General features: G+C 42.4%; 24 protein-coding genes and 1 pseudogene. 9 read left to right on the top strand and 16 right to left on the bottom strand.

Features of this window, described 5'->3' with window-relative positions:
• Window positions 1-97: 97 nt before the first annotated feature.
• The 12 genes from IM507_RS11375 to pdxH all read right to left on the bottom strand — a co-directional run bounded on the left by IM507_RS11375 (window position 98) and on the right by pdxH (window position 9,953).
• Window positions 98-859 (bottom strand): sulfite exporter TauE/SafE family protein, encoded by a 762-nt coding sequence (locus IM507_RS11375; RefSeq protein WP_130756494.1) that lies wholly within the window; start codon window positions 857-859, stop codon window positions 98-100.
• The gene (locus IM507_RS11370) at window positions 860-1,411 is read right to left on the bottom strand and encodes a DUF2854 domain-containing protein (RefSeq protein WP_002739647.1); all 552 of its coding nucleotides are present in this window, start codon (window positions 1,409-1,411) and stop codon (window positions 860-862) included. It lies immediately after the preceding gene.
• Between the two features lie 178 nt (window positions 1,412-1,589).
• Window positions 1,590-2,240 (bottom strand): DUF3782 domain-containing protein, encoded by a 651-nt coding sequence (locus tag IM507_RS11365; RefSeq protein ID WP_287637035.1) that lies wholly within the window; start codon window positions 2,238-2,240, stop codon window positions 1,590-1,592.
• Between the two features lie 123 nt (window positions 2,241-2,363).
• Window positions 2,364-2,552 carry a hypothetical protein gene (locus IM507_RS11360; protein WP_002787839.1) on the bottom strand — a complete coding sequence of 63 codons (189 nt, stop codon included), beginning with the start codon at window positions 2,550-2,552 and terminating at the stop codon, window positions 2,364-2,366.
• An 83-nt stretch (window positions 2,553-2,635) separates the two neighbouring features.
• Window positions 2,636-2,845 (bottom strand): hypothetical protein, encoded by a 210-nt coding sequence (locus IM507_RS23505; protein WP_353847151.1) that lies wholly within the window; start codon window positions 2,843-2,845, stop codon window positions 2,636-2,638.
• A 39-nt stretch (window positions 2,846-2,884) separates the two neighbouring features.
• Window positions 2,885-3,379 (bottom strand): PIN domain-containing protein, encoded by a 495-nt coding sequence (locus tag IM507_RS11355; RefSeq protein ID WP_069474839.1) that lies wholly within the window; start codon window positions 3,377-3,379, stop codon window positions 2,885-2,887.
• On the bottom strand, window positions 3,363-3,653 hold the full coding sequence (locus tag IM507_RS11350) for a UPF0175 family protein (protein WP_016517343.1): 291 nt from the start codon (window positions 3,651-3,653) through the stop codon (window positions 3,363-3,365). The genes IM507_RS11355 and IM507_RS11350 overlap by 17 nt, the downstream gene beginning before the upstream one ends.
• A gap of 82 nt (window positions 3,654-3,735) precedes the next feature.
• Window positions 3,736-4,005, bottom strand: a complete 270-nt coding sequence (locus tag IM507_RS11345; RefSeq protein ID WP_002739840.1) for a type II toxin-antitoxin system RelE family toxin — start codon at window positions 4,003-4,005, stop codon at window positions 3,736-3,738.
• Complete coding sequence (locus IM507_RS11340; RefSeq protein ID WP_002739617.1) at window positions 3,998-4,246, bottom strand: type II toxin-antitoxin system Phd/YefM family antitoxin; 249 nt, start codon at window positions 4,244-4,246, stop codon at window positions 3,998-4,000. The genes IM507_RS11345 and IM507_RS11340 overlap by 8 nt, the downstream gene beginning before the upstream one ends.
• A 67-nt stretch (window positions 4,247-4,313) precedes the next feature.
• Window positions 4,314-8,552 carry an NB-ARC domain-containing protein gene (locus IM507_RS11335; RefSeq protein WP_287637033.1) on the bottom strand — a complete coding sequence of 1,413 codons (4,239 nt, stop codon included), beginning with the start codon at window positions 8,550-8,552 and terminating at the stop codon, window positions 4,314-4,316.
• A 222-nt stretch (window positions 8,553-8,774) separates the two neighbouring features.
• Window positions 8,775-9,077 carry a trypco2 family protein gene (locus IM507_RS11330; RefSeq protein WP_287637032.1) on the bottom strand — a complete coding sequence of 101 codons (303 nt, stop codon included), beginning with the start codon at window positions 9,075-9,077 and terminating at the stop codon, window positions 8,775-8,777.
• Window positions 9,078-9,308: 231 nt separating this feature from the next.
• Window positions 9,309-9,953 (bottom strand): pyridoxamine 5'-phosphate oxidase, encoded by a 645-nt coding sequence (pdxH, locus tag IM507_RS11325; RefSeq protein ID WP_002740223.1) that lies wholly within the window; start codon window positions 9,951-9,953, stop codon window positions 9,309-9,311.
• A gap of 51 nt (window positions 9,954-10,004) precedes the next feature.
• On the opposite strand from pdxH, the gene IM507_RS11320 reads away from it, so the two are divergent.
• From IM507_RS11320 to recQ, 3 genes are all read left to right on the top strand, one after another.
• Window positions 10,005-10,775, top strand: coding sequence for a segregation/condensation protein A (locus IM507_RS11320; protein ID WP_069474836.1), 771 nt, complete (start codon window positions 10,005-10,007; stop codon window positions 10,773-10,775).
• Window positions 10,776-11,186: 411 nt separating this feature from the next.
• The gene (locus tag IM507_RS11315; protein WP_287637031.1) at window positions 11,187-11,798 is read left to right on the top strand and encodes a DUF3318 domain-containing protein; all 612 of its coding nucleotides are present in this window, start codon (window positions 11,187-11,189) and stop codon (window positions 11,796-11,798) included.
• A gap of 108 nt (window positions 11,799-11,906) precedes the next feature.
• Window positions 11,907-14,012, top strand: a complete 2,106-nt coding sequence (gene recQ, locus IM507_RS11310; RefSeq protein WP_287637030.1) for a DNA helicase RecQ — start codon at window positions 11,907-11,909, stop codon at window positions 14,010-14,012.
• Window positions 14,013-14,106: 94 nt separating this feature from the next.
• On the opposite strand, the gene IM507_RS11305 is transcribed toward recQ, so the two are convergent.
• Both IM507_RS11305 and lnt read right to left on the bottom strand, forming a co-directional pair.
• Window positions 14,107-14,349, bottom strand: a complete 243-nt coding sequence (locus tag IM507_RS11305; RefSeq protein ID WP_002740130.1) for a hypothetical protein — start codon at window positions 14,347-14,349, stop codon at window positions 14,107-14,109.
• A 60-nt stretch (window positions 14,350-14,409) separates the two neighbouring features.
• Window positions 14,410-15,936 (bottom strand): apolipoprotein N-acyltransferase, encoded by a 1,527-nt coding sequence (lnt, locus tag IM507_RS11300; RefSeq protein ID WP_287637028.1) that lies wholly within the window; start codon window positions 15,934-15,936, stop codon window positions 14,410-14,412.
• Between the two features lie 238 nt (window positions 15,937-16,174).
• On the opposite strand from lnt, the gene IM507_RS11295 reads away from it, so the two are divergent.
• Window positions 16,175-16,933 (top strand): GAF domain-containing protein, encoded by a 759-nt coding sequence (locus IM507_RS11295; RefSeq protein ID WP_190537136.1) that lies wholly within the window; start codon window positions 16,175-16,177, stop codon window positions 16,931-16,933.
• 81 nt (window positions 16,934-17,014) lie between these two features.
• Here IM507_RS11295 and IM507_RS11290 read toward each other — a convergent pair whose 3' ends face one another.
• Window positions 17,015-17,401, bottom strand: coding sequence for a hypothetical protein (locus IM507_RS11290; protein ID WP_002739650.1), 387 nt, complete (start codon window positions 17,399-17,401; stop codon window positions 17,015-17,017).
• Between the two features lie 79 nt (window positions 17,402-17,480).
• On the opposite strand from IM507_RS11290, the gene hpsP reads away from it, so the two are divergent.
• The 4 genes from hpsP (at window position 17,481) to IM507_RS11270 (ending at window position 21,516) form a co-directional block, all read left to right on the top strand.
• Window positions 17,481-18,641 carry a hormogonium polysaccharide biosynthesis glycosyltransferase HpsP gene (gene hpsP, locus IM507_RS11285; protein ID WP_287637027.1) on the top strand — a complete coding sequence of 387 codons (1,161 nt, stop codon included), beginning with the start codon at window positions 17,481-17,483 and terminating at the stop codon, window positions 18,639-18,641.
• A 554-nt stretch (window positions 18,642-19,195) separates the two neighbouring features.
• A complete protein-coding gene (locus IM507_RS11280; RefSeq protein WP_069474831.1) occupies window positions 19,196-19,762 on the top strand; it encodes a glyoxalase-like domain protein in 567 nt (188 codons plus the stop codon).
• Window positions 19,763-19,811: 49 nt separating this feature from the next.
• Window positions 19,812-20,153 carry a hypothetical protein gene (locus IM507_RS11275; protein WP_002739659.1) on the top strand — a complete coding sequence of 114 codons (342 nt, stop codon included), beginning with the start codon at window positions 19,812-19,814 and terminating at the stop codon, window positions 20,151-20,153.
• A gap of 28 nt (window positions 20,154-20,181) precedes the next feature.
• Complete coding sequence (locus IM507_RS11270; RefSeq protein WP_002740234.1) at window positions 20,182-21,516, top strand: flotillin family protein; 1,335 nt, start codon at window positions 20,182-20,184, stop codon at window positions 21,514-21,516.
• A gap of 176 nt (window positions 21,517-21,692) precedes the next feature.
• On the opposite strand, the gene hemL is transcribed toward IM507_RS11270, so the two are convergent.
• Complete coding sequence (hemL, locus tag IM507_RS11265; RefSeq protein ID WP_043997360.1) at window positions 21,693-22,994, bottom strand: glutamate-1-semialdehyde 2,1-aminomutase; 1,302 nt, start codon at window positions 22,992-22,994, stop codon at window positions 21,693-21,695.
• A 515-nt stretch (window positions 22,995-23,509) separates the two neighbouring features.
• Here hemL and IM507_RS11260 point away from each other — a divergent pair.
• A pseudogene (locus IM507_RS11260) lies at window positions 23,510-23,690 on the top strand (hypothetical protein); the annotation flags it as partial.

Raw genomic sequence — 23,690 nt, 5'->3', positions numbered from 1 at the left:
GGTTCGATCCCCCCTGCCCCCCTTGATAAGGGAGCATTTGATAATTTTTAACGCCTACGTACTTAAGACGCATTTTAACCGCCTATAACTCGGTTTGTTAACGAAGCCAATAAACTATAGCGATAATAATACTCAGAATTACCACAGTCTGGCGCAGATAACTAGGAGAGATAATTCTAGCTAGTTTTCCCCCCAATACCCCCCCCATTAAAGAGCCAATTGCTACCACTATCGCTGCCGACCAATATACATGATTAGAAAAAAGAAAAAACCAAGATGCGGCCACATTAACCACCAAAGAAAGCAACTGTTTTAAAGCATTTAATCTCGTGAGATTATCCTTGAGAAATAAGCCCAAAATTGCCAACTCAATTACCCCTAAACCTGCGCCAAAATAACCACCATAAACTGAAGCAAGAGCGATGGGTAAAACCGCCAAAATTTCTGGTATATGACCATTTTCGTCCCCTTGTTGCCGCTGTAGCCAAGAGCGTAAAGTATCTTGAAAAGCCAATAAAGCCGCCGCTAAAAGAATCAGAAAAGGAATCAGGCGCTCAAATACTTTATCACTACTATTTAACAGCAAAATACCACCGATAATGCCGCCAATAACTGCCGGTGGTAGTAATAATCGAATCCGTTTTTGTTGCCCGTGCAGGTCTTTTTTTTGGGCGATGGTTGCCCCCAGATAACCGGGACATAAAGCGACGGTATTAGTCATATTTGCCATTACTGGTGGGATACCCACCGCCATCAGCGTCGGAAAAGTAATCAGACTACCGCCACCGGCAAGAGCATTAATTAAGCCGGCAGCCACGGCAGCGATTACCAAGAAGCCATACTGAATAGGCGTGAGCATTTAGGTGTTAGGGATAGTAATTAGCGATAAATCAATTTTTTCCTCGTCAACTTGCTTAATTTCGGCTCTAATTCCTGGTCCAAAATATCTTTCGATTTTTTCCTGTTTTGCCAGCCACTTTTCTAGGGGTAAAAGGGGCGATTCAAATTCTAGGGTGAAACAATAGGCGGAATCAACAGCAGTTTCACGAATTGCCACTAAAGTCGGTCTTTCCTCGTCTGTGGGGCTTAATCCCAGCTTTTCTAAGGCTTCATCCAGATGCACTTCCTGTCCGTAGCGATAGCGGGTGACATCGTTGCGAAGTTTGGTTTGGGTGACAGTAGCCTGTTGTTGGCGCAATTGCAAGATTTCGGGGCTAGTGGGTTGACTGAAGGGTATCGGTTTGATTTCTGAAGCTTTTAGGGCTAAACCTCCCAATAATAACGGTAATCCGTAGAAAAACCCCGCTAAATTGACCGTGGCGTTACCTTGGGCATAACCGATGATCCCGATAACCGTTAAAATACTGCCTAAAATTAAGCCAAAGTATGATAGTCTAATTTTTCTGAGCATGAAATAATTTTTTTCTTGAGTACGCTAATCCTTTAGAGATTATACAACTCAAGAGAATCTTTTTTGCAGATGGGCAGTGGGAAGATTTTTCAGTTATCAGTAAACAGTCATCAGTCATCAGTGAAAAGAAAGCGGCGAACTTGACACTTAATAAGTAAGTAATCTCAATTTTGATGTTTTAATAAGGTCGAGGTTGAAAATTATCGGGAATATCGAGTTCAAATACTTGGTCATGAATCCGAGCCACATAAAACCCTTCTTGCAGAATTTTTTCGCGTAATTCGTTGGATAAGTCAACTGATGCTAGTATGCCATAGAGTTTTTTGTCCTTGTGTTCAGAGAAAAAGCTGCGAAACCGTTGCAAAATACTTTTTAATTGTGTAATGGATTCCTCTCTAGCATGACTTTTAACCTCAACGATATAGGCAGTATTTAGCTCACCATTGGTATAGGCAAGGACATCGATTTCTAGATGTTTTCCATCTTTACTGACTCGGACACTGGGACTAACAACTTCCATGCCAAAGCGTTGTCTGGGAATCGTTTCCATTGAAGGAAGGGCAAGTCCTTCGGTAAAGCTGCCGAATTTTGCCCCTAATCCCCCAATTTGCTGACCTAATTCTTTGAGTTGTTTGTCAGTTTTCTTCTGTTGTTGGGCGTTTTCCTTCTGTTGTTGACTGACTTCCTTCAATAGTAGGTCAGTTTCCTTGAGTTGTTGGGCGTTTTCCTTCTGTTGTTGACTGACTTCCTTCAATAGTAGGTCAGTTTCTTTTTGAGCAGCAGTTAATTCGGCTAAGAGTCGCCATACGTCTTCGGATGTAGTTGCCATAGATAATTTTTTCCCGATGTCACCTATTCACTATTTTATCGGATTTCTGCGCTTGCCGAAGACACTGGGGAGCAGACTGCTGATTCAATTGGGTAAGGCGGAGGCTAATTCATAGAACAAGAATCACCGCCACCAGCGACTAACATCCCTAATACTTTGATACACTTCTCTTAAGGCGACCTCCCCCCAAAAATGAAGGATTAAAGGGACTAAGTTGGGAATAGTTTCGAGGAAATGAGGACGAGTGAGAGTTCCCAAAGCATGAAGGGTTTTTTCCCAGAAGGATAGGTCAACATTGGCAGGGATTAACACCTGAGTTATAATTAGAACAAAAATTAACTAAGGCAGTTGTTCTCAAATGAAATTAAAGGAGAGGATATTGGTGTCACATAAAATCATCGGTTTTCTTCTCGCCATGCTGTTTGACGGATAGATTTAGGGGTAATATCCCTGTCTTCCCACAATCGTGCTAGGGCAAAGAAGTCTTGCTCGTTATCAGATAATGTTGTTTGATCTTCGATGATTTCTACGGAGTCAACAAAATCTAAAGCAGTTAAAATTTTAGAGAGTGTTTCTGGTTTTTCTTGGTCACGAATGTGTACGATTTATTGTTTCAAGGTAGTAAATTTTGCATTGAGTTAGTATTAATGATCATTGTCTAATTCTGTTTTTAGCCAATTAATAATCGGAGAATTATTACGAATTCCATAATCAACTAACTGTTGTGATAAATCTAAAATTTCTTGTTTAGATAGATAACCTGCATAAAAACCAACCAAGAGAATTACTAATGTTCCTTTGACGGGTAATTCCATAGCTTTGGCAACTCTTCTTGCTAATTTCTCATCTATAATTACCCAGTCTGGTTTGATTGAAATTGCCAAGAGAATAACTTCTAATTCTCCTCGATCTAATCCTAGTAATAGCGGTTCAAGAGGAGATGATGATGCAACTTCTTGAACTTGAATCCAATTGGCATTTTTGAGTTCTTTTGCCCCCGGTTTATTATCTCCAGCGATGACAATTTCTTGATAAACTGCCCAAGGAATAATCACTTCATTAAATAGCTGATTAAGAAGATCTAATTGATTAATCAAAGATAAGGCGATGATCGGTGTAGAATTAACAATTATCTTCATTCTCTTGGATTTTTTGGGCTAATTTACGGCTGGTTTGTATTTCTGATTCCCATTCTTCTGCTGTGTAATCAATAATGGAAAAACCATACTCAGAGAGAAGTGTATAAAATGTATATTTATCGCATCCTAATACTTGTGCGCCGATTCCTGCTGAAATTTTTCCTTCTTGATAAAGATGCCCTAATGTATAAATGATAACTTTACGAGAGAATGTTTCTTTTTCTTCTCTGGCGGCAATGAGAAGTTCTTCGGGAAATGTTACATTAATGCTCATGAGTGTTTAAAAATAATTTGTTTTTCTTGATTTTAGCAGGAATAATATCGCTAATTAATTGATGGTTGATAATTAAGATTCTCTATATTGTTCTCTTTAGTTGTTTATAAATTTCATCATCGTTTCGTTTGTCAATCAGCAAGATTTCTAGTGTTTGCTCCTCAACACGATAAACGATTCGATATTCACCAATATCGGCTCTATGATAGGAGTATCCTTTTAACTTTAGAGAATCTTGGGGATAGGGATTTGTTCTCAGTTCGGTTATTTTTGTGGCTACTTGTTTGGCGTGTTTATCTGGCAGTTTTTTTAAGCGTTTAGTTGCCTGTCGAGATAGGTTAATCTTAAGCATTTAAAATTTCTGACAGTAAAGCCTCACTTTCTGTTGTTCCGATAAAACCTTCTTGATGAGCTTTTTCTGCCTGTAAAGCCAAAAGTTGATTTTCTAACTCGGAAAATCTCTCAAATTCCTCGATTGACAGCACGACTGCAACATTACGTCCCTTTTTTGCTATCTTTACTGGTTCTCTTCGAGCCAAGTCTAACAGTTCGCCAAAGCGATTTTTTGCTTCTGAGGCTCCTAATGTTTTCATAACTAACCTTTATAGAAACTAGCCATTATGACCATTTTAGCTATTATAGCAATTATTGACAGGAGAATCACCGCCACCAGCGACTAACATCCCTAATACTTTGATACACTTCTCTTAAAGCGACCTCCCCCCCAAAATGAAGGATTAAAGGGACTAAGTTGGGAATAGTTTCGAGGAAATGAGGACGAGTGAGAGTACCCAAAGCATGAAGGGTATTTTCCCAGAAGGATAGGTCAACATTAGCAGGGGTTAAGGTGGCGGTTAATGCTTTTAATACCTTTGCACGGTCGGATTCACCTCCAATCCCTCTGGCAGCTTCTAAAGCTTCCGGTAAAACTTGTGGTAAATGGGGAGCTAACCCTATCAATGCCTCTACACGGGAGGATTCAGACCAAATATCTCTGGCAACAGCTAAGGCTTTGGGTAATAAACTTTCCGGTAAATAGGGAGCTAACCAGGTCAATGCCGTTGCACGGTCGGATTCATCCCTAATCCCTCTGGCAACTTCTAAAGCTTCCGGTAACAAAATTTCTGGTAAATGGGGAGCTAAATCGGTCAATGCCAATGCACGGTTATCTTCATCCCCAATCCCTCTGGCAATTTCTAAGGCTTCGGGTAACACTTCTGGTAAACGGGGAGCTAACCCAGTCAATGCCAATGCGCGGAAGAATTGATCCTCAATCCCTCTGGCAATTTTTAAGGCTTCGGGTAACAAACTGACCGGTAAATGGGGAGCTAACCCCGTTAATGCCTCTGCACGCTTGTATTCAGACCCAATCCCTCTGGCAACTTCTAATGCTTCACTTAAGAGAGCTTCAGATAAATAGGGAGCTAATCCTGTCAATGCCTCTGCACGGTGGTATTCATTCCCAATGGCTCTGGCAACTTCTAAGGCTTCGGGTAACAAACTTTCTGGTAAATGGGGAGCTAACTCTCTCAATGCCTCTGCACGGTAACGGTAGGACAAAATCCCTCTGGCAATTTCTAAGGCTTCAGGTAATAAACTGGGTAAATAGGGAGCTAATCCTGTCAATGCCTCTGCACGGTCGTATTCATCCCCAATCCCTCTGGCAATTTCTAAGGCTTCCCTTAAGAGATTTTCCGGTAAATAGGGAGCTAACCCTGTCAATGCCTCTGCACGGCGGGATTCATCCCTAATAGCTCTGGCAATTTCTAAGGCTTCGGGTAACACTTCCGGTAAATAGGGAGCTAACCCGGTCAATGCCTCTGCACGGTGGTATCCATTCCCAATCGCTCTGGCAACTGCTAAGGCTTCGGGTAAGACTTCGGGTAAATGGGGAGCTAACCCGGTCAATGCAGTTGCACGGTAGTATTCATCCCCAATGGCTCTGGCAATTTCTAAGGCTTCGGGTAACAAACTGACCGGTAAATGGGGAGCTAACTCTCTCAATACCCCTAATACCCCTGCACGAGGGTATTCATTCCCAATAGCTCTGGTAACTGCTAAGGCTTCGGGTAAGACTTCGGGCAAATGGGGAGCTAACCCTGTCAATGCCCTTGCACGGTGGTATTCATTCCCAATGGCTCTGGCAACTGCTAAGGCTTCGGGTAACAAACTGACCGGTAAATGGGGAGCTAACGCTGTCAATGCCCTTACACGGTCGTCTTCATCCTCAATGGCTCTGGCAATTTCTAAGGTTTCCGGTAACACTTCTGGTAAATGGGGGGCTAACCGTGTCAATGCCCTTGCACGGTCGTCTTCATTCCGAATTTGCGCCAACTGATTTAAATCCCTACGCATCTGGGGTGTCAATCCCTTTGCACGGGAGGATTCATCCTCAATGGCTCTGGCAATTTCTAAGGCTTTGGGTAACAAACTTTCCGGTAAATGGGGAGCTAACCCGGTCAATGCCTCTGCACGGTTGTATTCATCCCCAATCCCTCTGGCAATTTCTAAGGCTTCGGATAACAAAGTAGGAGTAAGATAGGGAATAATTTTCCTTAATCCTGCGGCTTGCTCCCCATCATCTTGATTTTGCCTCACATAAGCCAATCCCTGAGCAGGTGTCCAGATTTCATGTTTAATCAGTGCAGCCATCAATTCTGGTGGAATATTGCCCGCCAAACTATTAAGAGAAGTGGTGATTAAAGCATAACGAACCTGTAACCCCATAGACTCACTCTTGTTCTCAATAAAATGCCCCTCCGCCAATTGCCACGCCCGGGAAACATCCTTAATAAAAACTGCCGTTTTCCCTTCCTTTTCACATTGACTATACCAACCATTATGACCTTCTGCGGTTTTTTCCCTCAGTAATAGATGAATCTGGGCTATCTGTCCCGCTTTTTCCAAATGCCAGAGCAATTGATTATAAATGTAGCCATCATCCTCTAAACTGTGCCAGTTTGATCCCCCTAAATCCCCCTTAATAAGGGGGACTTCCACCTCTTTTCCCCCCTTTTCAAGGGGGACTTCCACCTCTTTTCCCCCCTTTTCAAGGGGGGTTAGGGGGGATATCTTAATCTGTTTTTGATACCGTTGTAAAAGCTGTTGATGTGCCTCAGCCATTGATAACCCTAACCCCGGTAATTGATAATCCGTTTCAGGATGAGGAGACGCTAGGATCAGATTTCGGGCTAAATCATGTAACAAATCATGGACCCGATAACTCGTTAATAGTTCACTAGAAAACCCCGTTAATAATAAAGCCTTACTCCGTAAATATCTTAAAGTTTGTCTCGCTTCTTTAACCGGACAATCCCATAAAGTCGCCGCCATTTTTTCGGTAATGGTAACATCATCGGGTAACACCCCTAACCAGCTAAATTGTCTCAATCTTTGCCCATTTAATCGCTTTAAACTGAGATTAAAGCAAGCAATTACACTATAATGTTTTCGTTTTTCTTCATTGGCAGTATCTCCAGCTTCCAAGCGATCTAAAATTTCTAAATTAGCGATTTCTGCTTGTAATTCTTCGATTAATTCAGCCCAAGGAATGTCATCTTCAACTTGTGCCGCCGTTAACTCCAATGCTAAAGGCAAATAACCGACAATTTTGGCTAAGATTTTGGCTTGTTTCTGGTCTTCTAAAGTTAATTCATGCTTTAAATAACCCGTTAATAAGGCTAAAGATTGGCTTTCCGTCATCACATCCAAATCATAACGAATTGCCCCTTTAACGGGAACTTCTCTAGTGGTTACTAATAATTTACATTGATTTACTGCTACTCTAAAAGGATCAATATCTTCTACATTCCAGAGATCATCTACTACTAATAAAGCTTTTTTATCTGCCAATAAAGTCCTCAAGTGTAAGGATGCCGCATCAATACCCGTCGGCTTAAAATTATAATCTCCTAAAGCTTGAATCCAGCCATGAAGAAAGGATAAAATGTCCGGTTGTTGTCCTAAAGTTGCCCAGAAAATGCCATCAGGAAAATAAGCTTGAACTTCTTTCTCCTGTGCTAAAGCTGCCGCTAAAGTGGATTTACCAATACCTCCTAATCCATAAATCGCACTAATAACTAAAGTTCCAGTTTTTTCCGTTGTTTCTGACAATAAAAGTTGTTTTAACTCAATACTAACCTCTGGTCTTTCCACAAAATAACTCGGTTTAGGAGGAGCTTGATTGCGATAGGAAGAAGATTTTAAAGAAGCGGATATAACGGGTTTAGGTTCAGGATCAATATCATGGTTTTCTAATATCTCACACCATTCGGGATTATCATAAACCCTTGCCAAAGATTCAGCGTCTAAAGATTCAGGACGATCTGGATTTTGATGCGATTTCTGCACACCCACCACTAACCTATTACAAACAATTGCTGCCCCTGATGTCCCCTGCCAAGGGGACTTTGGTTTTGCCTCTAAATTATCCTTTTCTACCTCTAAAATTGACGGCTTCCGAGTAACTTCTAAGACTAATAGACCATCTGGCGAAACATCTGCTGTGTAAATAATACCCTCAATATGAAGTCTTGTCGCCTTTTCTTCTTTATCAGTTTTAATCAACCCCCATTCAGGCCACCCCAAAAACTCAAACTTAACTTTTTCCCCACTATTACTATCAGGTAACAACCCAAAGTCTACAGGATCAAAAGTTTCGATAGTTTCTGGTAATTCAACTAAAGCTATATCTATATTATCCGGTGCTTTCCAAATTACTTTAGCGTCTATATCCTGCTTATCAGAATAGTCTGATGCTGATCTAAATCGTACTTTACAGTCGTTACTATTATCAAATAGATGCCGACAAGTCAAGAGTAAACGTCCCCCAATTCGATAGGCAGTGCCATACTTAGGGGCAACAATTTCTAAAGCGCGATCGGGTTGGAATTGGGGCATAACTTATCGGATTGATGTAACCTATTCTTCTGGGATGGTGATGGGTTACGCTTCGCTAACCCATCCTAAATTTCTAAAGCGCGATCGGGTTGGAATTGGGGCATAACTTATCGGATTGATGTAACCTATTCTTCTGGGATGGCGATGGGTTACGCTTCGCTAACCCATCCTACAAATTAACTGCTTTGGGGGCAAGCATTGCGTCCCTAGGGGTATAAAATTCTAATCGGGAATATCATCACTTGCTGTCAATACAGGTTTTCCATCTTTCCAAATGGGTTTAAGGGGAATTTTAATTCTATGGGTTATCGTATCTTTATTGGTGACACCCCCACCCATTTCTACTACCCAAAATTTCAGCCCACCTTTGCCTTCTTTCGACTGCTCAACCACAAATTGAACCTCTAATTCAATGTCACCCACTTCAAAGCGAATCTGCTCACCCTCAGAGGCTAAAATAGATTTACTCAGTTCAACCCGCAATGCTTCTAAGGTTTCTCGAAGTCCAACTTTATTGATGTCCATAATTCTCTAGTTATTTTTGAAAGATGCAAACCAAAACCCTTTCAATTCTATCGTTTTTCTGAAACTTTAGGGCGGACGGGTTGCCTTTATCCAATTGATATAATAGCCCAACCCGATCGCTAAGGTAAGCGCGGGTTGGGAAAAGACATCGACCTAATATTATCTCAAGACTAAAATGACAAATTGAATTAGCACCGAGCTATTTTGCCAATACAAGGTGTCAAAATAAAACTAAGGAGCTAAACGTTGCCTTTGCCAACTGCCATCTTCTTGACGATAATAACAGAGACGATCGTGGAGACGACTGGGGCGACCTTGCCAGAACTCGATTAAACTAGGAATTAGGCGAAATCCGCCCCAATGAGGAGGACGGGGAACTTCACGACCCGCATATTCTTCTTTTAGTTCTGTCAGGCGTTTTTCGAGTATATCTCGCCCCGAAATCACGTCACTTTGATTGGAGGCCCAGGCCCCTAAACGAGATTCCCAGGGACGGACAAAAAAGTAATTATCCGATTCCTCCTCGCTGATTTTTTCTACAGTTCCCTCGATCCTAATTTGCCGTTGCAATTCTCCCCACCAAAACACTAGGGCTGCATTGGGATTAGCGATTAATTCCTGTCCTTTGGCGCTTTGGTAGTTGGTAAAGAGAACAAAACCGCGAGGATCGAAGTCTTTTAACAGTACCATGCGGGCCCGGGGTTTACCCTCCGGCGAAATAGTGGCTAAAGTCATAGCGTTGGGTTCCAATCTTCCCGAAGATACCGCCCGTTCTAGCCATTGTTTAAATACAATGAAAGGATCGGCAGATGTTTCTGACTCTAGCAATTCTTCGAGATTGTAGTCCAAACGCAGGTCAGCGATCGATATGTCCATGGTTTTGCTTGCTAAATTCTATCCTTTGAGATCCTACAAGATTCTACAATCATGACTATCACCTCGGCCAGTGATGCGATCGCCTCTCTTTTAGAAATGGCGGAACAGGGAGAAATTGACCCCTGGGATGTGCAGGTTATTGATGTGATCGATCGCTTTTTGGCAGAATTGGGGTTATTAAATGATCTAGATTTAGCCATGGCCCAAGCTAATTTACCCCAATCGGGACAGGCTTTTTTATGGGCTTCTATGTTAGTTTTATTTAAGGCTGATACCCTAGAAAGATTGTCTTTAGACCAGCAAGAAGAAAGTCTGATAGATGAGGAAATTAGCGACTTAGAACGGGAATTAAGAACTTTACCCCGTTATCTAGAAAATCATATTCGCCGTCGTACTGCTGCCCCACCACCGCGAAAAAGACGGGTAACTTTGCAGGAGTTAATCACTCAATTACAACAGATTGCCCTAGAGATTGAAGCTTTACCGAAACTGCCTGTAGTTGTCCCGAAACCCCGGCCTCAATCCCGACGGGAAGCGGTACAAATTATCACGGAATTGGCCCACCAAGAAAACCTGACGGAATTGGCAGCGGAACTGGACTTTTTTTTGCAGAGAAAGTTTTTTCAATTAGAGAAAAATGAGATAGAGTTTGAGTATTTATTAGATTTATGGCAAGCGGAAAAACCTTCTAGTCACTCGGCAACACAGGAAAAGGTGGCGATTTTTTGGGCTTTACTTTTACTGGCTTCTCAATCAAAAGTGGAGTTAAAACAAGAGGATTTTTATCAGGATTTAACTATTTCTTTAATTAGGGTTTGCTGAAGGTATGGGGTTTTACCGATTATTTTCATCTGGTCAATTAACTAATTTTCAGAACGTAGAAAGTAGCGACTGTATCGCCAGTTCGTTCATCAGGTTCGGCTTCACCGTCCCGTTAACCTACTCCCAAGCTTCCGCAAACGCCTTCAGTGTCGCCTCGATAGCGGCCACCGGTTCGGGTTTTACCTGGAGTTGGCAAGATCCGGTCAGGACTGGTTTCATCCCCTCAATAATAATCAAAACATGAGGATTTTGAGGAAGATGCAGGAATTTATTGGCGATTTTCGGGGCATCGAATCCCTCAAAGCCGAACGGTAGGTACTCACGCGGTTTTGTTGAGAAAATTGTCGGAAAAGAGATATTAACTCAGAAAGCGATTATACTCAATGATCGAAGACTATTGGCCGGCGATCGATGAACCAAGACAACGAGATTAGTCATTTACTAGACCTCATGCCTGCTTCGGGACGGATGATGACGCGCATTGTCAGCAAACCCGAAAGCAGCAAGGTAATCGAAACTAATTTTCCCCTACCCTGGCAAAGAGGGGTCAGACCGATTCCAATTAATTTTGACCTCTGGCGGCAATTATCAAGATCCCAACGGGATTTAGTCTTGTTAAGGGCCGTCTGTGTTTTAACGGCAGTAAAATGGTTTAAACCCGATCTCGATCGAGTAATTGCTCTGGCTGGTATCATCGGTTTAACCGTGGAAACCCTACAAACCGATGCCGTGGGTATGGCAGTGGCGGGGGGTTTAACTGCCTTGGCAATTAACCGGATTTGGCGGGAAAAACGCAGCCCCCAACGGGAATTAGACGCGGATGAAGCCGCCCTAAAAGTGGCCGTTAGACGCGGTTACACGGAAACCGAGGCCGCTAAAAGTTTATTATCGGCTATTGAGACTATAACTGAAATTGAAGGGCGATCGAGTCTCAATTTTAATGAGTTATTGCGCTGTCAAAATCTGAAAAAATTAGCCAATCTCTCCTTTGTGGGTGTTCCCGATCAGGTGAGACAATCTTAAGGTCAGTTGTTTTGGCTATCAGCTTTCTTTTTACCGATTACCGATCACTGACTACTTAAATCCCTAACCCTAAAATAACTACTATAAAAATATTTTTCCCCTTGCTCAATGGCTGCAATTGACTCTTTAGAAAAAGTCTTAAAACATCACTTTGGCTACGATCAATTTCGACCGAATCAACGCCAAATAATTGAGGCTGCTTTAAATGATCAGGATTTATTAGTAATTATGCCCACCGGAGGCGGTAAATCTCTCTGTTTTCAGCTACCTGCTTTAATTAAAAAAGGGGTGACGGTGGTGGTTTCTCCCCTAATTGCTTTAATGCAGGATCAGGTAACTGCTTTAGCTGATAATGGCATCGGGGCAACATTTCTCAATAGCACTTTGAACGCGAAACAAGTCAGAGACAGAGAATCTTTAATCCTGCAAGGAAAAATTAAACTGTTATATGTCGCCCCAGAAAGATTATTATCGCCTAGTTTTTTAGACTTTTTAGCTGTTATTGATAATTACCTCGGTTTAGCCTGTTTAGCGGTGGATGAAGCTCACTGTGTCTCCGATTGGGGTCATGATTTTCGCCCTGAATATCGACAAATTAAACAAGTCCGTCAACGCTTTCCCTCCGTGCCAATTCTGGCTTTAACTGCCACCGCTACCCAACAGGTGAGGGAAGATATTATTCAACAATTAGGATTGCGAGATGCTTCCATTCATATTGCTAGTTTTAATCGTCCTAATCTTTATTATGAAGTTCAACCTAAAACCAGTAAATCTTATCAGCAATTGTATCAATATATTAAAGGAAAAAAAGGGTCTGGCATTGTTTATTGTATCAGCCGCAAAACCGTCGATCAAGTTGCCGAACATTTACAAAAAGATGGTATTAATGCCCTACCCTATCACGCCGGTATGAACGATCAGGAAAGAAGCGAAAATCAAACCCGTTTTATTCGGGATGATGTGCAGATTATGGTGGCGACAATTGCCTTTGGTATGGGGATTAATAAACCGGATGTGCGCTTTGTCGTTCATTATGATTTACCCCGCAATTTAGAGGGATATTATCAAGAATCGGGCCGTGCGGGTAGGGACGGCGAACCGGCTAAATGTACCCTCTTTTTTAGCTTTGCCGATGCCAGAAAAATTGAGTATTTTATTAACCAAAAAACTGAGCAAAATGAACAACAGAAAGCTCGTCAACAATTGCGACAGGTGTTAGATTATGCTGAAGGGACTGAATGCAGAAGATCGAGTGTACTAGGCTACTTTGGAGAAAGTTTTGCGGGTAACTGTGGTAACTGTGATAACTGTCGGAATGGGAACAATTCTGAGGATTGGACAATCGAAGCACAAAAATTTTTATCCTGTGTGGCGCGGACGGGACAAAAATTCGGTATGATGCACATAATCAACGTACTTAGGGGAGGAAAAGGTGAAAAAATCACCCAATATCAACATCACTTATTATCTACTTATGGCATCGGTAAGGATAAAACTATCGGGGAGTGGAAACGTTTAAGTCGTTCCCTTGTCCAGCAAAATCTACTGGTAGAAACTGAAGACAATTTTAGAATCTTGAAACTTAATCAACATAGTTGGGAAGTGATGCGGAAACAGCGTTCCGTGTTTATTGCCGTCCCCCAAAAAGCTAACGGTCCAATCTTGGGAGACGACAATCCCAATACGATGGAAAGTGATTTATTATTCGATCGCTTGCGACAACTGCGGAAAAAAATTGCTGATAGTCAAGGGGTTCCTCCCTACGTTATTTTCCATGATTCTAGTCTGCGTTTGATGGCCCAATCAAAACCCCGGAGTTTAGAGCAGTTTCGTCAAATTTCTGGAGTAGTACAAAGCAAAGTTCAACAGTATGGGGATATATTTATAGCGGCAATTAATGATTTTTGTCAGGATAGTCTTCCCTCTACTCAATTCCTCACTCTCCAATACTATCAAGATGGTTTGAATGTGGAAGAAATCGCTCGCAAAAGAAGCTTAAAAGTCTCAACCATCTATGAACATTTAGCTAAATTGCTGGAAGCTGGTTACGAAATTGATATTAATCAGTTAGTTCCTAAGAATAAACAGGAATATATTCGTTTAGCAATTAAAAAAGTTGGCGATCAATCCCTGAAAACTCTCAAAGAAAATCTGGGAGATAATTATAGTTATGAGGAAATTAAATTAGTTGTTGCTTGGCAAAGACGACTTTAAAAACTATAGGAGAGCGGGGAAGTAGGGGAGTTTTTTCAGTAAACAGTGAACTGATAACTGATAACTGATAACTGATAACTGAATTAAGCAAACCCTATTTAGGGGACAAGCGTTCTTGTATTTTATTAATTGCCCAGCTTAAAATCGCCCCCGCAATTAAAATACTAATAGCAGGATTGAATAGGGGCAGCCAAAGACGCTGAAAAAGTTTAAATCCTAGAGGAATTCCCGTGGATTCACCGATAACAGCCACGGCAAACCAGAGAAAACCCGCTATCACTAAAAACACATCAAATATTAAGATTCTATTCAACCACTTGACAAATTGCTCTTTCATTGCAGCAAAAACTTAGGTTATTTATACAGTTTATTCACGAAAAAGTATAGCACTTTCACCTTAATCCCAAGCTCTCCAGAGCCAAGCTAGTCCGGCAGTAATAATTAAAACTTTAGTTAACCAATCTCCCCAGCGCACATATAAAGTCCTCGTATCCCGTCGATAAATTGTTTCGCTATGAATTTGATATTTATCCAAATCCGATAGCCAAAGGTGATTACCGTGGGGATCGACAAAAGCAGAATAACCTGTATTGGTGGCCCGGGCCATCCATCGATCGGTTTCGATCGCTCGCATGGTATCCTGAGCATGGTGTTGAGCGGGCATGGCGTGGCTATAATGGGCGTTATTAGAAGCAGTAATAATAAATTCGCCTCCCCTAGCAGTTTGACGGCGAAAATGTTCGGAAAAAGCCGATTCGTAACAAATGCCCACAATTATTTTACCGAAAGGACTGTTAATAATTTGATCGGGATCTCCCGGGATTAAGTGCGCTTGCAAGGGAGAAAGGCGATCAACAATTCCGCCCAAAATTTCCTGAAAAGGAACGTATTCGCCTAAAGGCACGAGAATTACTTTATCATACCGACTAATCACCCGTCCCTCGCCATCAATGGTCAAGAGACTATTGTTATAACCCTTGTCCACCTTGCCGAATGCACCCAACCAGATCGGCGTTTTTTTGGCTAAAATTGCCGAATAAATCGAGCTATTATTGACTAAGTTCTCCCAATAGTAGGGTAAGGCGGTTTCAGGAGTTAAGACGGCATCTACTCCTTGATCGGCGAGAATTTGATAACCAGAGGTGTAACCTTCGATCGCCTTTTGAAATCCTAGGGGCGAAAGTTTAATTGTGTTGGGAATATTGCCCTGAATTACGCCAATTTTTATCCCTAAATCCCTTGACTTTTCGATCGGTTTATGGTATGTGTTCCATCCCCAGAGATGGAGGCTAAAACAAATGAGGAGGGGTAAAGAGAGAAAAGCGAGATTTTGCCGCGATTGACGGATTAGGAGCAAGCTTTCGGCAATTAAACCGTTAACTGCCACAATTGCCGCCGTTACCGTCGTAAAACCCGATAATTTGCCCAATTGCAGAATCAATAAATTATGGGGACTTTGACTATAAGCAAGGGTAGTCCACCAGAGAGGGGATTGACTCCAGAGAGATTCTAACCCACACCAGAGGGCAGTGCCGATGAAAACCCGTAGGAGAGCATCGCGAAAAGATGACTGATTAACACTTTTGTTGACATAAAACATGACTAACGTCCAAGTTAGCACGATCGCAGTTCCCCAAAAAGTGATAAACAACCAACAAAACAGAGCAATTGACAAACTCGCTAACCAGGGGACACCCATCCACGTCATCGGGTGAATTCCCGTGATCCAGAATAAAGCGAGGCCATGGTAGGCAAAACCCCAGCCAAAACCGTATAAAAGCTGTTTTTTTAGGGATTTTTCCCCTAATCTCACAATAATCCACAGGGGGACGAGAGAAATCCAAGCGAGTAACCACCAAGAAACTGGCGCTACTGTTAACCCCATCCCCACACCGGCCAAAATTGCCCAGAGAAAACGCACCATCTTTCACTCCAGTCAGGTTAAACTCCTCTGACCTACTAGATCTCAGAGTAGCTAGAGGGAAGACAAAAAACAAGAGACAGACAGAAGTTTTGGCTACATCTACAATAGATCAGTTAGCGAGTAAAAAAGCCCCTCGATCAGATGCTATGGCACGCTATAGACTCAGATAAACAGGGAGATGGGGAATGTCACCCTTACCCTAAAAGCCTAAACTCGGACTGAATAAATGATTGAATACATGGATAATTTTAACCCCAAATTAACGGCTCTGGCTCTTGTCTTGAATGTTGAGGAAAATCTTGAAGATATTTTTCGGAAAATAGCTAGTATGAGCGCTCATCAATTGCGAGCGCGGCGCTGTTTAATCCTGTTAAGCTCTCCACAGGAATTAAAAGGGGAAATTACCGATTATCTAGAAGTTTTTGCCCATTATGATGAGCTATCACCTTTAGCTGATCAAGAAATAATTAAACTTGATCAAGCTATTGCCGACAATGTAGCGGCCACAGGGAAACCTTTACTAATTAAGGATATAACTCGATCATCATTTGCCAGTGCAGCCCCTTATCCCAAAAGAGCAAATAATAATAGTTTTATAGCCGCACCGATTATCCTCAATCAGCAGATAATTGGAGTAATTAATCTCAGTTTTCCCCTAGACAAAAAACATTTTGAACCATTAGATTTAGAAATCTTGCAGTTATTCGCTCAACAGGCTGCCCAATCCCTGCAAATTTTTCATTTGCAAGGGATATTAAAATCTCGTTTTGTGGCCATGGCAGTGACTAGAGAAATAGCAGAAATTCAGTCCGAACATTCGATCGCTGTCCATCCTTATCCCCCGAAATTAGCCAAAATTGTTGCTAAGGCTTTTTTTAAAGAATTAACTCAGGCCGGTTTTGGAACCCATGAAGTTATTGAGATTGCCAATGAGGTTTTGAATTTACTACAAAAGACTCTTAATAAACATAAAAATCGTCTGGAAGGAAAAGATTGAGCGCTAGTCAGGGGTTAAAATCTACTAACTTGCCACTCCCGTGCAGTCCTAAGTAATAATTGAGATGGTTAACAGCTTAATTTACTGATTGCCGCTGCCATCCTGTCTTCCTAATTCATAGACACCGGAGGCAACACAGGCGAGAATACCGACACTAATCGGCCAACTTTTTCCTAAACTAATCTCAATTAACCAATCGGAGAAACCGCCGAGAATGAGAAAGGGAATAATACTAAAGATAGAGGCATAAAAAGCATTTTGGGATTCCCTGGCGACGCGAGTTTTTTCAAACTCCTCTAGGGAAGTATAGAGGAAACGCTCGGCAAAATTAAACCAGCGATAGAAAATTTCTATAAACCAATTTCGTACCCCAGCTAACCCCAAATATAATGCTAAAGACCAGAGACAGCTACCAGCAATAAAGGCCGGAGAAATATTGATAGTGAAGGGCAGAAAGTCGATTACCATAAATGAGAGCCACAGAAGTGGTAAATTTGAGCGAACGGCTTGATCGATTTTAACAAGTCTTGACCTTTGCACCAAAGAGATGAAAATTCTTCAGATTGTTCCTTCGATTTCCCTTGTTTACGGTGGCCCTAGTCAAATGGTACTTGGTTTGTCAGCAGCCCTGGCCCAACTGGGCCAAGATGTGACTATTATTACCACCGATTCCAATGGTGACACGGGACAAGCACCCCTAGATGTGCCTTTGGGGGTCTCTGTTAGTCAAAATGGCTATCAAATCTATTATTTTCCCTGTTCTCCCTTTCGGCGCTATAAATTTTCCCTTGATCTGTTTACTTGGTTGGCTAATAGGGCAAAAGATTACGATATCGCTCACATTCATGCTTTATTCTCTCCAGTGAGCAGTATATCGGCTTCGATCGCTCGTTATCATCAACTGCCCTATATTCTCCGTCCCCTAGGCACCCTCGATCCGGCAGATTTGCAAAAAAAACGGCAACTTAAACAAATATATGCCAATTTTCTGGAAAAACCCAATTTAGCGGTGGCGGCGGCAATTCATTTTACCAGTGAGCAGGAGTGTCAAACTGCCAAAAGATTTAATATAAAAACTAAGGATATTGTCATCCCCCTAGGGGTAGATTTTTTTAACCCACAAGCTTTACCAGTAAAGGGTTTTGATCTTCCCGAAAATAAACCGATCATCCTCTATATGTCCCGTCTTGATCCGAAAAAAGGTCTAGATTTATTGCTGCCCAGTTTAGAAAGGTTGTTAGAAAATGGTCTAGATTTTCATTTTGTCTTAGCAGGAAGCAATCCCCAGGACCGGGAGTACGAAAATCAGATTAAAAATCAGATCGAGCGGTCAATATTGGGCAAAAATACGACAATTACCGGATTTGTCACCGGAGAAGTCAAAAATAGCCTCCTCGCTAGGGCCGATTTATTTGTTTTACCTTCCTACTATGAAAATTTTGGCATTGCGGTTGCCGAAGCTATGGCCGCCGGAATTCCTGTGGTGATCTCAGACCGGGTGGATCTGCATCCTGCGGTGGCAGCAGCGGCTGCGGGATGGGTGACAGCTTGTCAGCTTGAGGATTTAACTAATACTTTGGCAACGGCTATCACTAATCCTGAAATTCGCCAACAAAGGGGGAAAAATGCCAGGGATTTAGTCTTAAATCAATATAGTTGGTCAGCGATCGCTGAACAGATGCTAACTGTCTATCAAAATCTAGTCTGAGCTGTCGATCGGCTCCTACTCGATCGAAGTCACAGACGGATTAAGATTTAAGCCATCAGGATAATCAGCACTAAAAATGCCAGTAGGGTTAAACCTGATTGCAGAAAGACGGGAAGCGCAAAAGAATTCATAACAGTAGCTCACTTTCTAGGGACGGCTCTATTTCCAATATACGCTTTCATCTCTGCTCATTCCTCATATTTCCGTAGCCAATGTCATCATCTCATCATTTATTCATCCCATAGGGAAAATTTGAGGCAAATTGTACCGCATTCAAACTGGGTAGGGAACATTTTAATACAAATGTACAAAACTTAGTCACTCCCCACCCCGTTAAGTAGCTAAGTAGTTAGGTGTTAAAAACTATCAGACACCCCCCTTATCAAGGGGGGATTAAGGGGGGATCGGCACCCCCCTTATCAAGGGGGGATTAAGGGGGGATCGAACCCAAAATCTATCTTCAATTTAATTATAACCAGCTACTTAACTTAAGTTTCAGCGTCGTGATTATAATTAGGGAATGATAGAAATTCTTAGACAATAGGATCACATCAGTGTTGATAAATCATCTTTTCTTCGGCGCTTTTCTACCCCTTGATACTCTCCTGTCCACCCAGGGGATTATGGTTATGCTTCTGGCCGCTTATGCCTTAGCCATGTGGATGTTTCTAACTAGCGCCCCAAAAGTTCATACAATCATGGTGACAGATTTGGAGACAGCCCGACAGTTTTATGAAGGACTTTTAAGTTTACCCACGGCCGATGTCCCCCTCCATTACTATTACAATTATGAGCAGACGATGGGCAATAATATGATTGACCCATTTTATATGTCTAGTAATCCGGCTGTGACTACTGCCAACCCTTCTTTGGGAGATCAACCCCAGGGTTTATGGTATCAGTTGAAGAAAAATACCCAACTGCACATCGTTGGTGGAGCAACCGCAGGTTATAAGGATCGTCATCGTCACGTTTGTTTTGATCACGATTGTTTAGAACAAATTCTGATGCGGGTGGAATCACGACGCTTAAAGTATAAAGTTCGTCGCAATAAACCTTTAAATTTTTTGGTCAAAGATAATGCTGATCGCGTGATTGAAATGGCCGAAGTCTCGAATTAGTTAACGGTAATTAGATTGGGGGCAACTATAACGGTAAATAACTAAACTTATGAATGCTCAACTGCTCACAATCGTTTTAATTTCTTTAGGGGTAGGTATTAGTTTGGCTATTCTACTCCTAATTTTAGTCAAGTTAAGACGCTGCAACCAACAGGTAAATAGTATTGTCGATCATCACTCTCTCATCGGTTTAATTGGAGTTGTTCAAATCCCCTTCGACAAAAATAGCAAGGGGAAAGTACGAGTTAATGTCGGAGATAGTCTGATCGATATAGTAGCGATAACGGAAGGGGAAGAACAATTTAATGTCGGGGATCAAGCATTTATCCTCAATTTCCAGGATAATAAAGTTTTAGTCATTGCGGAAAAGTATATCAGGGGCGATTTCTAATTTCTTCTAAACCAAAGGGTAACTAACTATGAATAGTCAAAATAATTCCTATCTCATCCAAATTAATCCCAACCAATACGACAACAATAACAATAACAGTGCTGGCAATTTATTATTGAATAGTGTTCCCGTCGCTTTATTTATATTTCTGGGGATCGGTGCGGTTTGGTTTATCAATTCTTTTCTGTGTATTTGTAAACCCAATGAAGTGGTAATTCTGAGTGGGATGAAACGCAAATCAAAAGATAGACAGGATGTGGGGTATCGAGTGGTATCGGGGGGTCGGGCGATTCGTATTCCAATTTTAGAAACCGTTAAACGCATGGATGTCACCACAACCCCGATCAGAATTGAGATTAAAAATGCCTATTCTAAGGGCAATATTCCCCTGAATATAGTGGCAATTGCTAACGTGAAAGTTAGTTCTAAACCTGAAATAGTCGGCAATGCGATCGAACGTTTTTTAGATCGAGATCGAGAAGAAATTATTCGCGTAGCTAAGGAAACTTTAGAAGGAAACTTGCGGGGTGTAGTCGCAACAATGACCCCCGAACAAGTGAACGAAGATCGCCTAAAATTTGCCGAAAGTATTACCAGTAACGTCAGTCAAGATCTGTTTAAACTCGGTTTAGAAATTGATACTCTCAAAATTCAAAATGTTGCCGATGACGTGGATTATCTTAACTCCCTCGGACGGGAAAGAATCGCTTTAGTCATGCGTGATGCTGAAATTGCTGAATCAAATGCCCTCAATGAAGCTGAACAAATAGTTGCGGAATGTGAGGAACAGGCAACCGTGGCTAAAACCCGCGATCAAATTATCATTTTAGAGCAAGAAAACGAGTTGAGAAAGTTAAAAGCAAAACTGGAACAACAGGCAAAATCGGAAGAAGAAATAACTATCGCTGCCGCTAAGGAAAAACGTGCTATAGTTGAGGAAAAATTGCAACAGGTTAGGGCAGAATTGGAAAGATTACGTCTCCAAGCAGATCAAGTTTTACCCGCAGAAGCGCAGCAGGAAGCTGAAACTTTCCGCGCTAGAGGAGAAGCGGCAATTTTTGAAGAAAATGCCAAAGCTGAAGCCTTGGTTAACGAATTATTTGCAGAAGTCTGGCAAAACACCGGCAGCGAAGCAGAAGCAATTTTCTTGATTCAACAGCTAGAAACTATCCTGGAGGAGGCGATTAAAATTCCTAAACGATTACACCTCGAGCGAGTTAATATCGTTGATAATGGTGATGGTAAATCCCTGGCTGCCCTGATCAAAGTCTATCCCGAAATCGTCAATCAATTCCTCGCCAGTGTCCATCAAACCCTCGGTATTGATGTGGTGGGAACTCTCACCAATAAAATTGAAAAATAGCAGTCAGAAAACCTACTAGACAGGCCTTCTAAAATAGATTGTTACCGAGATCGAGTAGGGTTAAAACCGCCCTCGATCTCACCGATAAGAATCCCCGTCTTTTGCAAGCGGGGAAATGTCAACTCATCAATACTTGGGACTCTATCAATCGATTTTCCCAGTCGAAGCGGCATTAACTATAAACTTGCTAAAACCTCTTTAGCGGCGGCCAAAGTCCGTTCGATATCGGCCTCTGTGTGAGCTAAGGAAGTAAAACCAGCTTCAAACTGGGAAGGAGCTAGATAAACGCCTCTTTCTAACATTCCCCGGTGAAAACGACCGAATTTAGCCACATCGGCCTTTTTGGCATCTTCATAGTTATGCACGGGGGAGCCAGTGAAAAACATTCCGAACATGGCACTAATATAACCTCCAGAAACGCTGTGACCAGCCTCTCTGGCCACTTTCAGCAGCCCTTCAGTTAAGGATTTGGTCACTTTATTGAGATATTCGTAGGTGCCGGGGCGCTGGAGTAACTCGAGGGTTTTAATTCCTGCTGTCATGGCCAAAGGGTTGCCGGATAAGGTTCCCGCTTGGTACATCGGGCCGGCCGGAGCCACCATCGCCATAATATCGGCCCGACCGCCGTAGGCCCCCACTGGCAGCCCACCGCCGATAACTTTGCCCAGGGTGGTTAAATCGGGGGTAATGCCGAATTTTTCCTGAGCGCCACCGTAGGCGATGCGAAATCCGGTCATTACCTCATCAAACATTAACAGGGCTCCGTATTCCTTAGTTAATTCCCGCAATCCTTCTAAAAAGCCAGCATCCGGCACGATAAAGCCGGCATTACCCACCACTGGCTCTAAAATTACCCCGGCGATAGAGTCGGGATTTTCGACAAAGAGGGCTTTTACCGCTTCCAGGTCATTGTAGGGGGCGGTTAAAGTGTTGTTAGTGGTGGTTTTGGGAACCCCCGGCGAGTCGGGTAAACCCAGGGTGGCTACACCAGAGCCGGCTTTAACCAGGAACATATCGGCATGACCGTGGTAACAGCCCTCGAATTTGATGATTTTATCCCGGCCGGTAAAAGCCCGCATTAAGCGCAGGACGGACATACAGGCTTCGGTGCCGGAATTGACAAAACGCACCATTTCAATGCTGGGAACGGCATCAATCACCATTTCAGCGAGAATATTTTCCTGGACACAGGGAGCGCCAAAACTGGTCCCTTTGTCTAAGGCCTGGTGTAGGGCGGCAATCACTTCGGGATGGGCATGACCACAGATAGCCGGCCCCCAAGTTCCCACATAGTCGATGTATTCGTTACCGTCCACGTCGCGAATATAGGCCCCTTTGACGCCTTCAAAAACGATGGGTTGACCACCGACGGATTTAAAGGCCCGCACGGGGGAACTTACACCCCCCGGCATTAATTTTTGAGCGGCTGTAAAGATTTCTTTCGATTTTGTTGTTTGATACGAAGATGTGCTAACCAATCCTGTCTCCTTGTCTATTTGAGTCTATCGATTCCGGGGAATGCCCGGAGTTTTGTTTTGTTAATTTCCTGCTGCTTGTTCCATTTTAAAGATCACCAGCCTACATTTTACGCAATTTTTTCCCTAAGAAAGGCACTGGTCGGCTCAAGTCTCGCTATTGTTAACTTGTAGCTTGATCCTTAACAACTTAAGTAGCTGGTTATAATTAAATTAAAAATGGATTTTAGGTTTGATCCCCCCTGCCCCCCTTGATAAGGGGGGTGCCGATAGGCGGGGGGATCCCCCCTTAATCCCCCCTTAATAAGGGGGGCATCTGACAACTTTTAACGCCTACCTACTTATGTAATTGGCTGAGAAGGGGCGAAAATTTCACTTTTGACAATTTTTCCACAATCTTTTCAGAATTGCCAGAAAAACCTAGCAATGGGCGAAGTTATTGCTATTGATAGATTTTAGACCGGAAAGAGCGATCAAAAAAAGCTCCGGTTTTCCACAGATTTTCCACAGGGGAATTCTTGCTATTATTTCTTAGCGTACAAAAAAACTATTCCTGCTTTGACATCCTCGCCGCCGTAAAACGGACGGCGATTCCCAAACCTCACGATTTAGGTTTCTGCTTCTTTCCCTTGCGGGGTTCCGCACCTGCCTTAACAGATTTACTCTGTTCTGGTCTTATGGTCGCTCTACAGACTGACA

Origin of the sequence: Microcystis sp. M20BS1 (assembly GCF_020245305.1) — a bacterium.
Classification (GTDB): domain Bacteria; phylum Cyanobacteriota; class Cyanobacteriia; order Cyanobacteriales; family Microcystaceae; genus Microcystis; species Microcystis ichthyoblabe_A.
The sequence above is the reverse complement of the archived record's forward strand: the minus strand, read 5'-3'. Positions and strand labels throughout refer to the sequence as shown.

Coding starts and splice junctions, on each gene's coding strand:
- IM507_RS11375 (WP_130756494.1), bottom strand. CDS start 859: ATGCTCACGCCTATTCAGTATGGCTTCTTGGTAATCGCTGCCGTGGCT.
- IM507_RS11370 (WP_002739647.1), bottom strand. CDS start 1,411: ATGCTCAGAAAAATTAGACTATCATACTTTGGCTTAATTTTAGGCAGT.
- IM507_RS11365 (WP_287637035.1), bottom strand. CDS start 2,240: ATGGCAACTACATCCGAAGACGTATGGCGACTCTTAGCCGAATTAACT.
- IM507_RS11355 (WP_069474839.1), bottom strand. CDS start 3,379: ATGAAGATAATTGTTAATTCTACACCGATCATCGCCTTATCTTTGATT.
- IM507_RS11350 (WP_016517343.1), bottom strand. CDS start 3,653: ATGAGCATTAATGTAACATTTCCCGAAGAACTTCTCATTGCCGCCAGA.
- IM507_RS11345 (WP_002739840.1), bottom strand. CDS start 4,005: ATGCTTAAGATTAACCTATCTCGACAGGCAACTAAACGCTTAAAAAAA.
- IM507_RS11340 (WP_002739617.1), bottom strand. CDS start 4,246: ATGAAAACATTAGGAGCCTCAGAAGCAAAAAATCGCTTTGGCGAACTG.
- IM507_RS11335 (WP_287637033.1), bottom strand. CDS start 8,552: ATGCCCCAATTCCAACCCGATCGCGCTTTAGAAATTGTTGCCCCTAAG.
- IM507_RS11330 (WP_287637032.1), bottom strand. CDS start 9,077: ATGGACATCAATAAAGTTGGACTTCGAGAAACCTTAGAAGCATTGCGG.
- pdxH (WP_002740223.1), bottom strand. CDS start 9,953: ATGGACATATCGATCGCTGACCTGCGTTTGGACTACAATCTCGAAGAA.
- IM507_RS11320 (WP_069474836.1), top strand. CDS start 10,005: ATGACTATCACCTCGGCCAGTGATGCGATCGCCTCTCTTTTAGAAATG.
- IM507_RS11315 (WP_287637031.1), top strand. CDS start 11,187: ATGAACCAAGACAACGAGATTAGTCATTTACTAGACCTCATGCCTGCT.
- recQ (WP_287637030.1), top strand. CDS start 11,907: ATGGCTGCAATTGACTCTTTAGAAAAAGTCTTAAAACATCACTTTGGC.
- IM507_RS11305 (WP_002740130.1), bottom strand. CDS start 14,349: ATGAAAGAGCAATTTGTCAAGTGGTTGAATAGAATCTTAATATTTGAT.
- lnt (WP_287637028.1), bottom strand. CDS start 15,936: ATGGTGCGTTTTCTCTGGGCAATTTTGGCCGGTGTGGGGATGGGGTTA.
- IM507_RS11295 (WP_190537136.1), top strand. CDS start 16,175: ATGGATAATTTTAACCCCAAATTAACGGCTCTGGCTCTTGTCTTGAAT.
- IM507_RS11290 (WP_002739650.1), bottom strand. CDS start 17,401: ATGGTAATCGACTTTCTGCCCTTCACTATCAATATTTCTCCGGCCTTT.
- hpsP (WP_287637027.1), top strand. CDS start 17,481: ATGAAAATTCTTCAGATTGTTCCTTCGATTTCCCTTGTTTACGGTGGC.
- IM507_RS11275 (WP_002739659.1), top strand. CDS start 19,812: ATGAATGCTCAACTGCTCACAATCGTTTTAATTTCTTTAGGGGTAGGT.
- IM507_RS11270 (WP_002740234.1), top strand. CDS start 20,182: ATGAATAGTCAAAATAATTCCTATCTCATCCAAATTAATCCCAACCAA.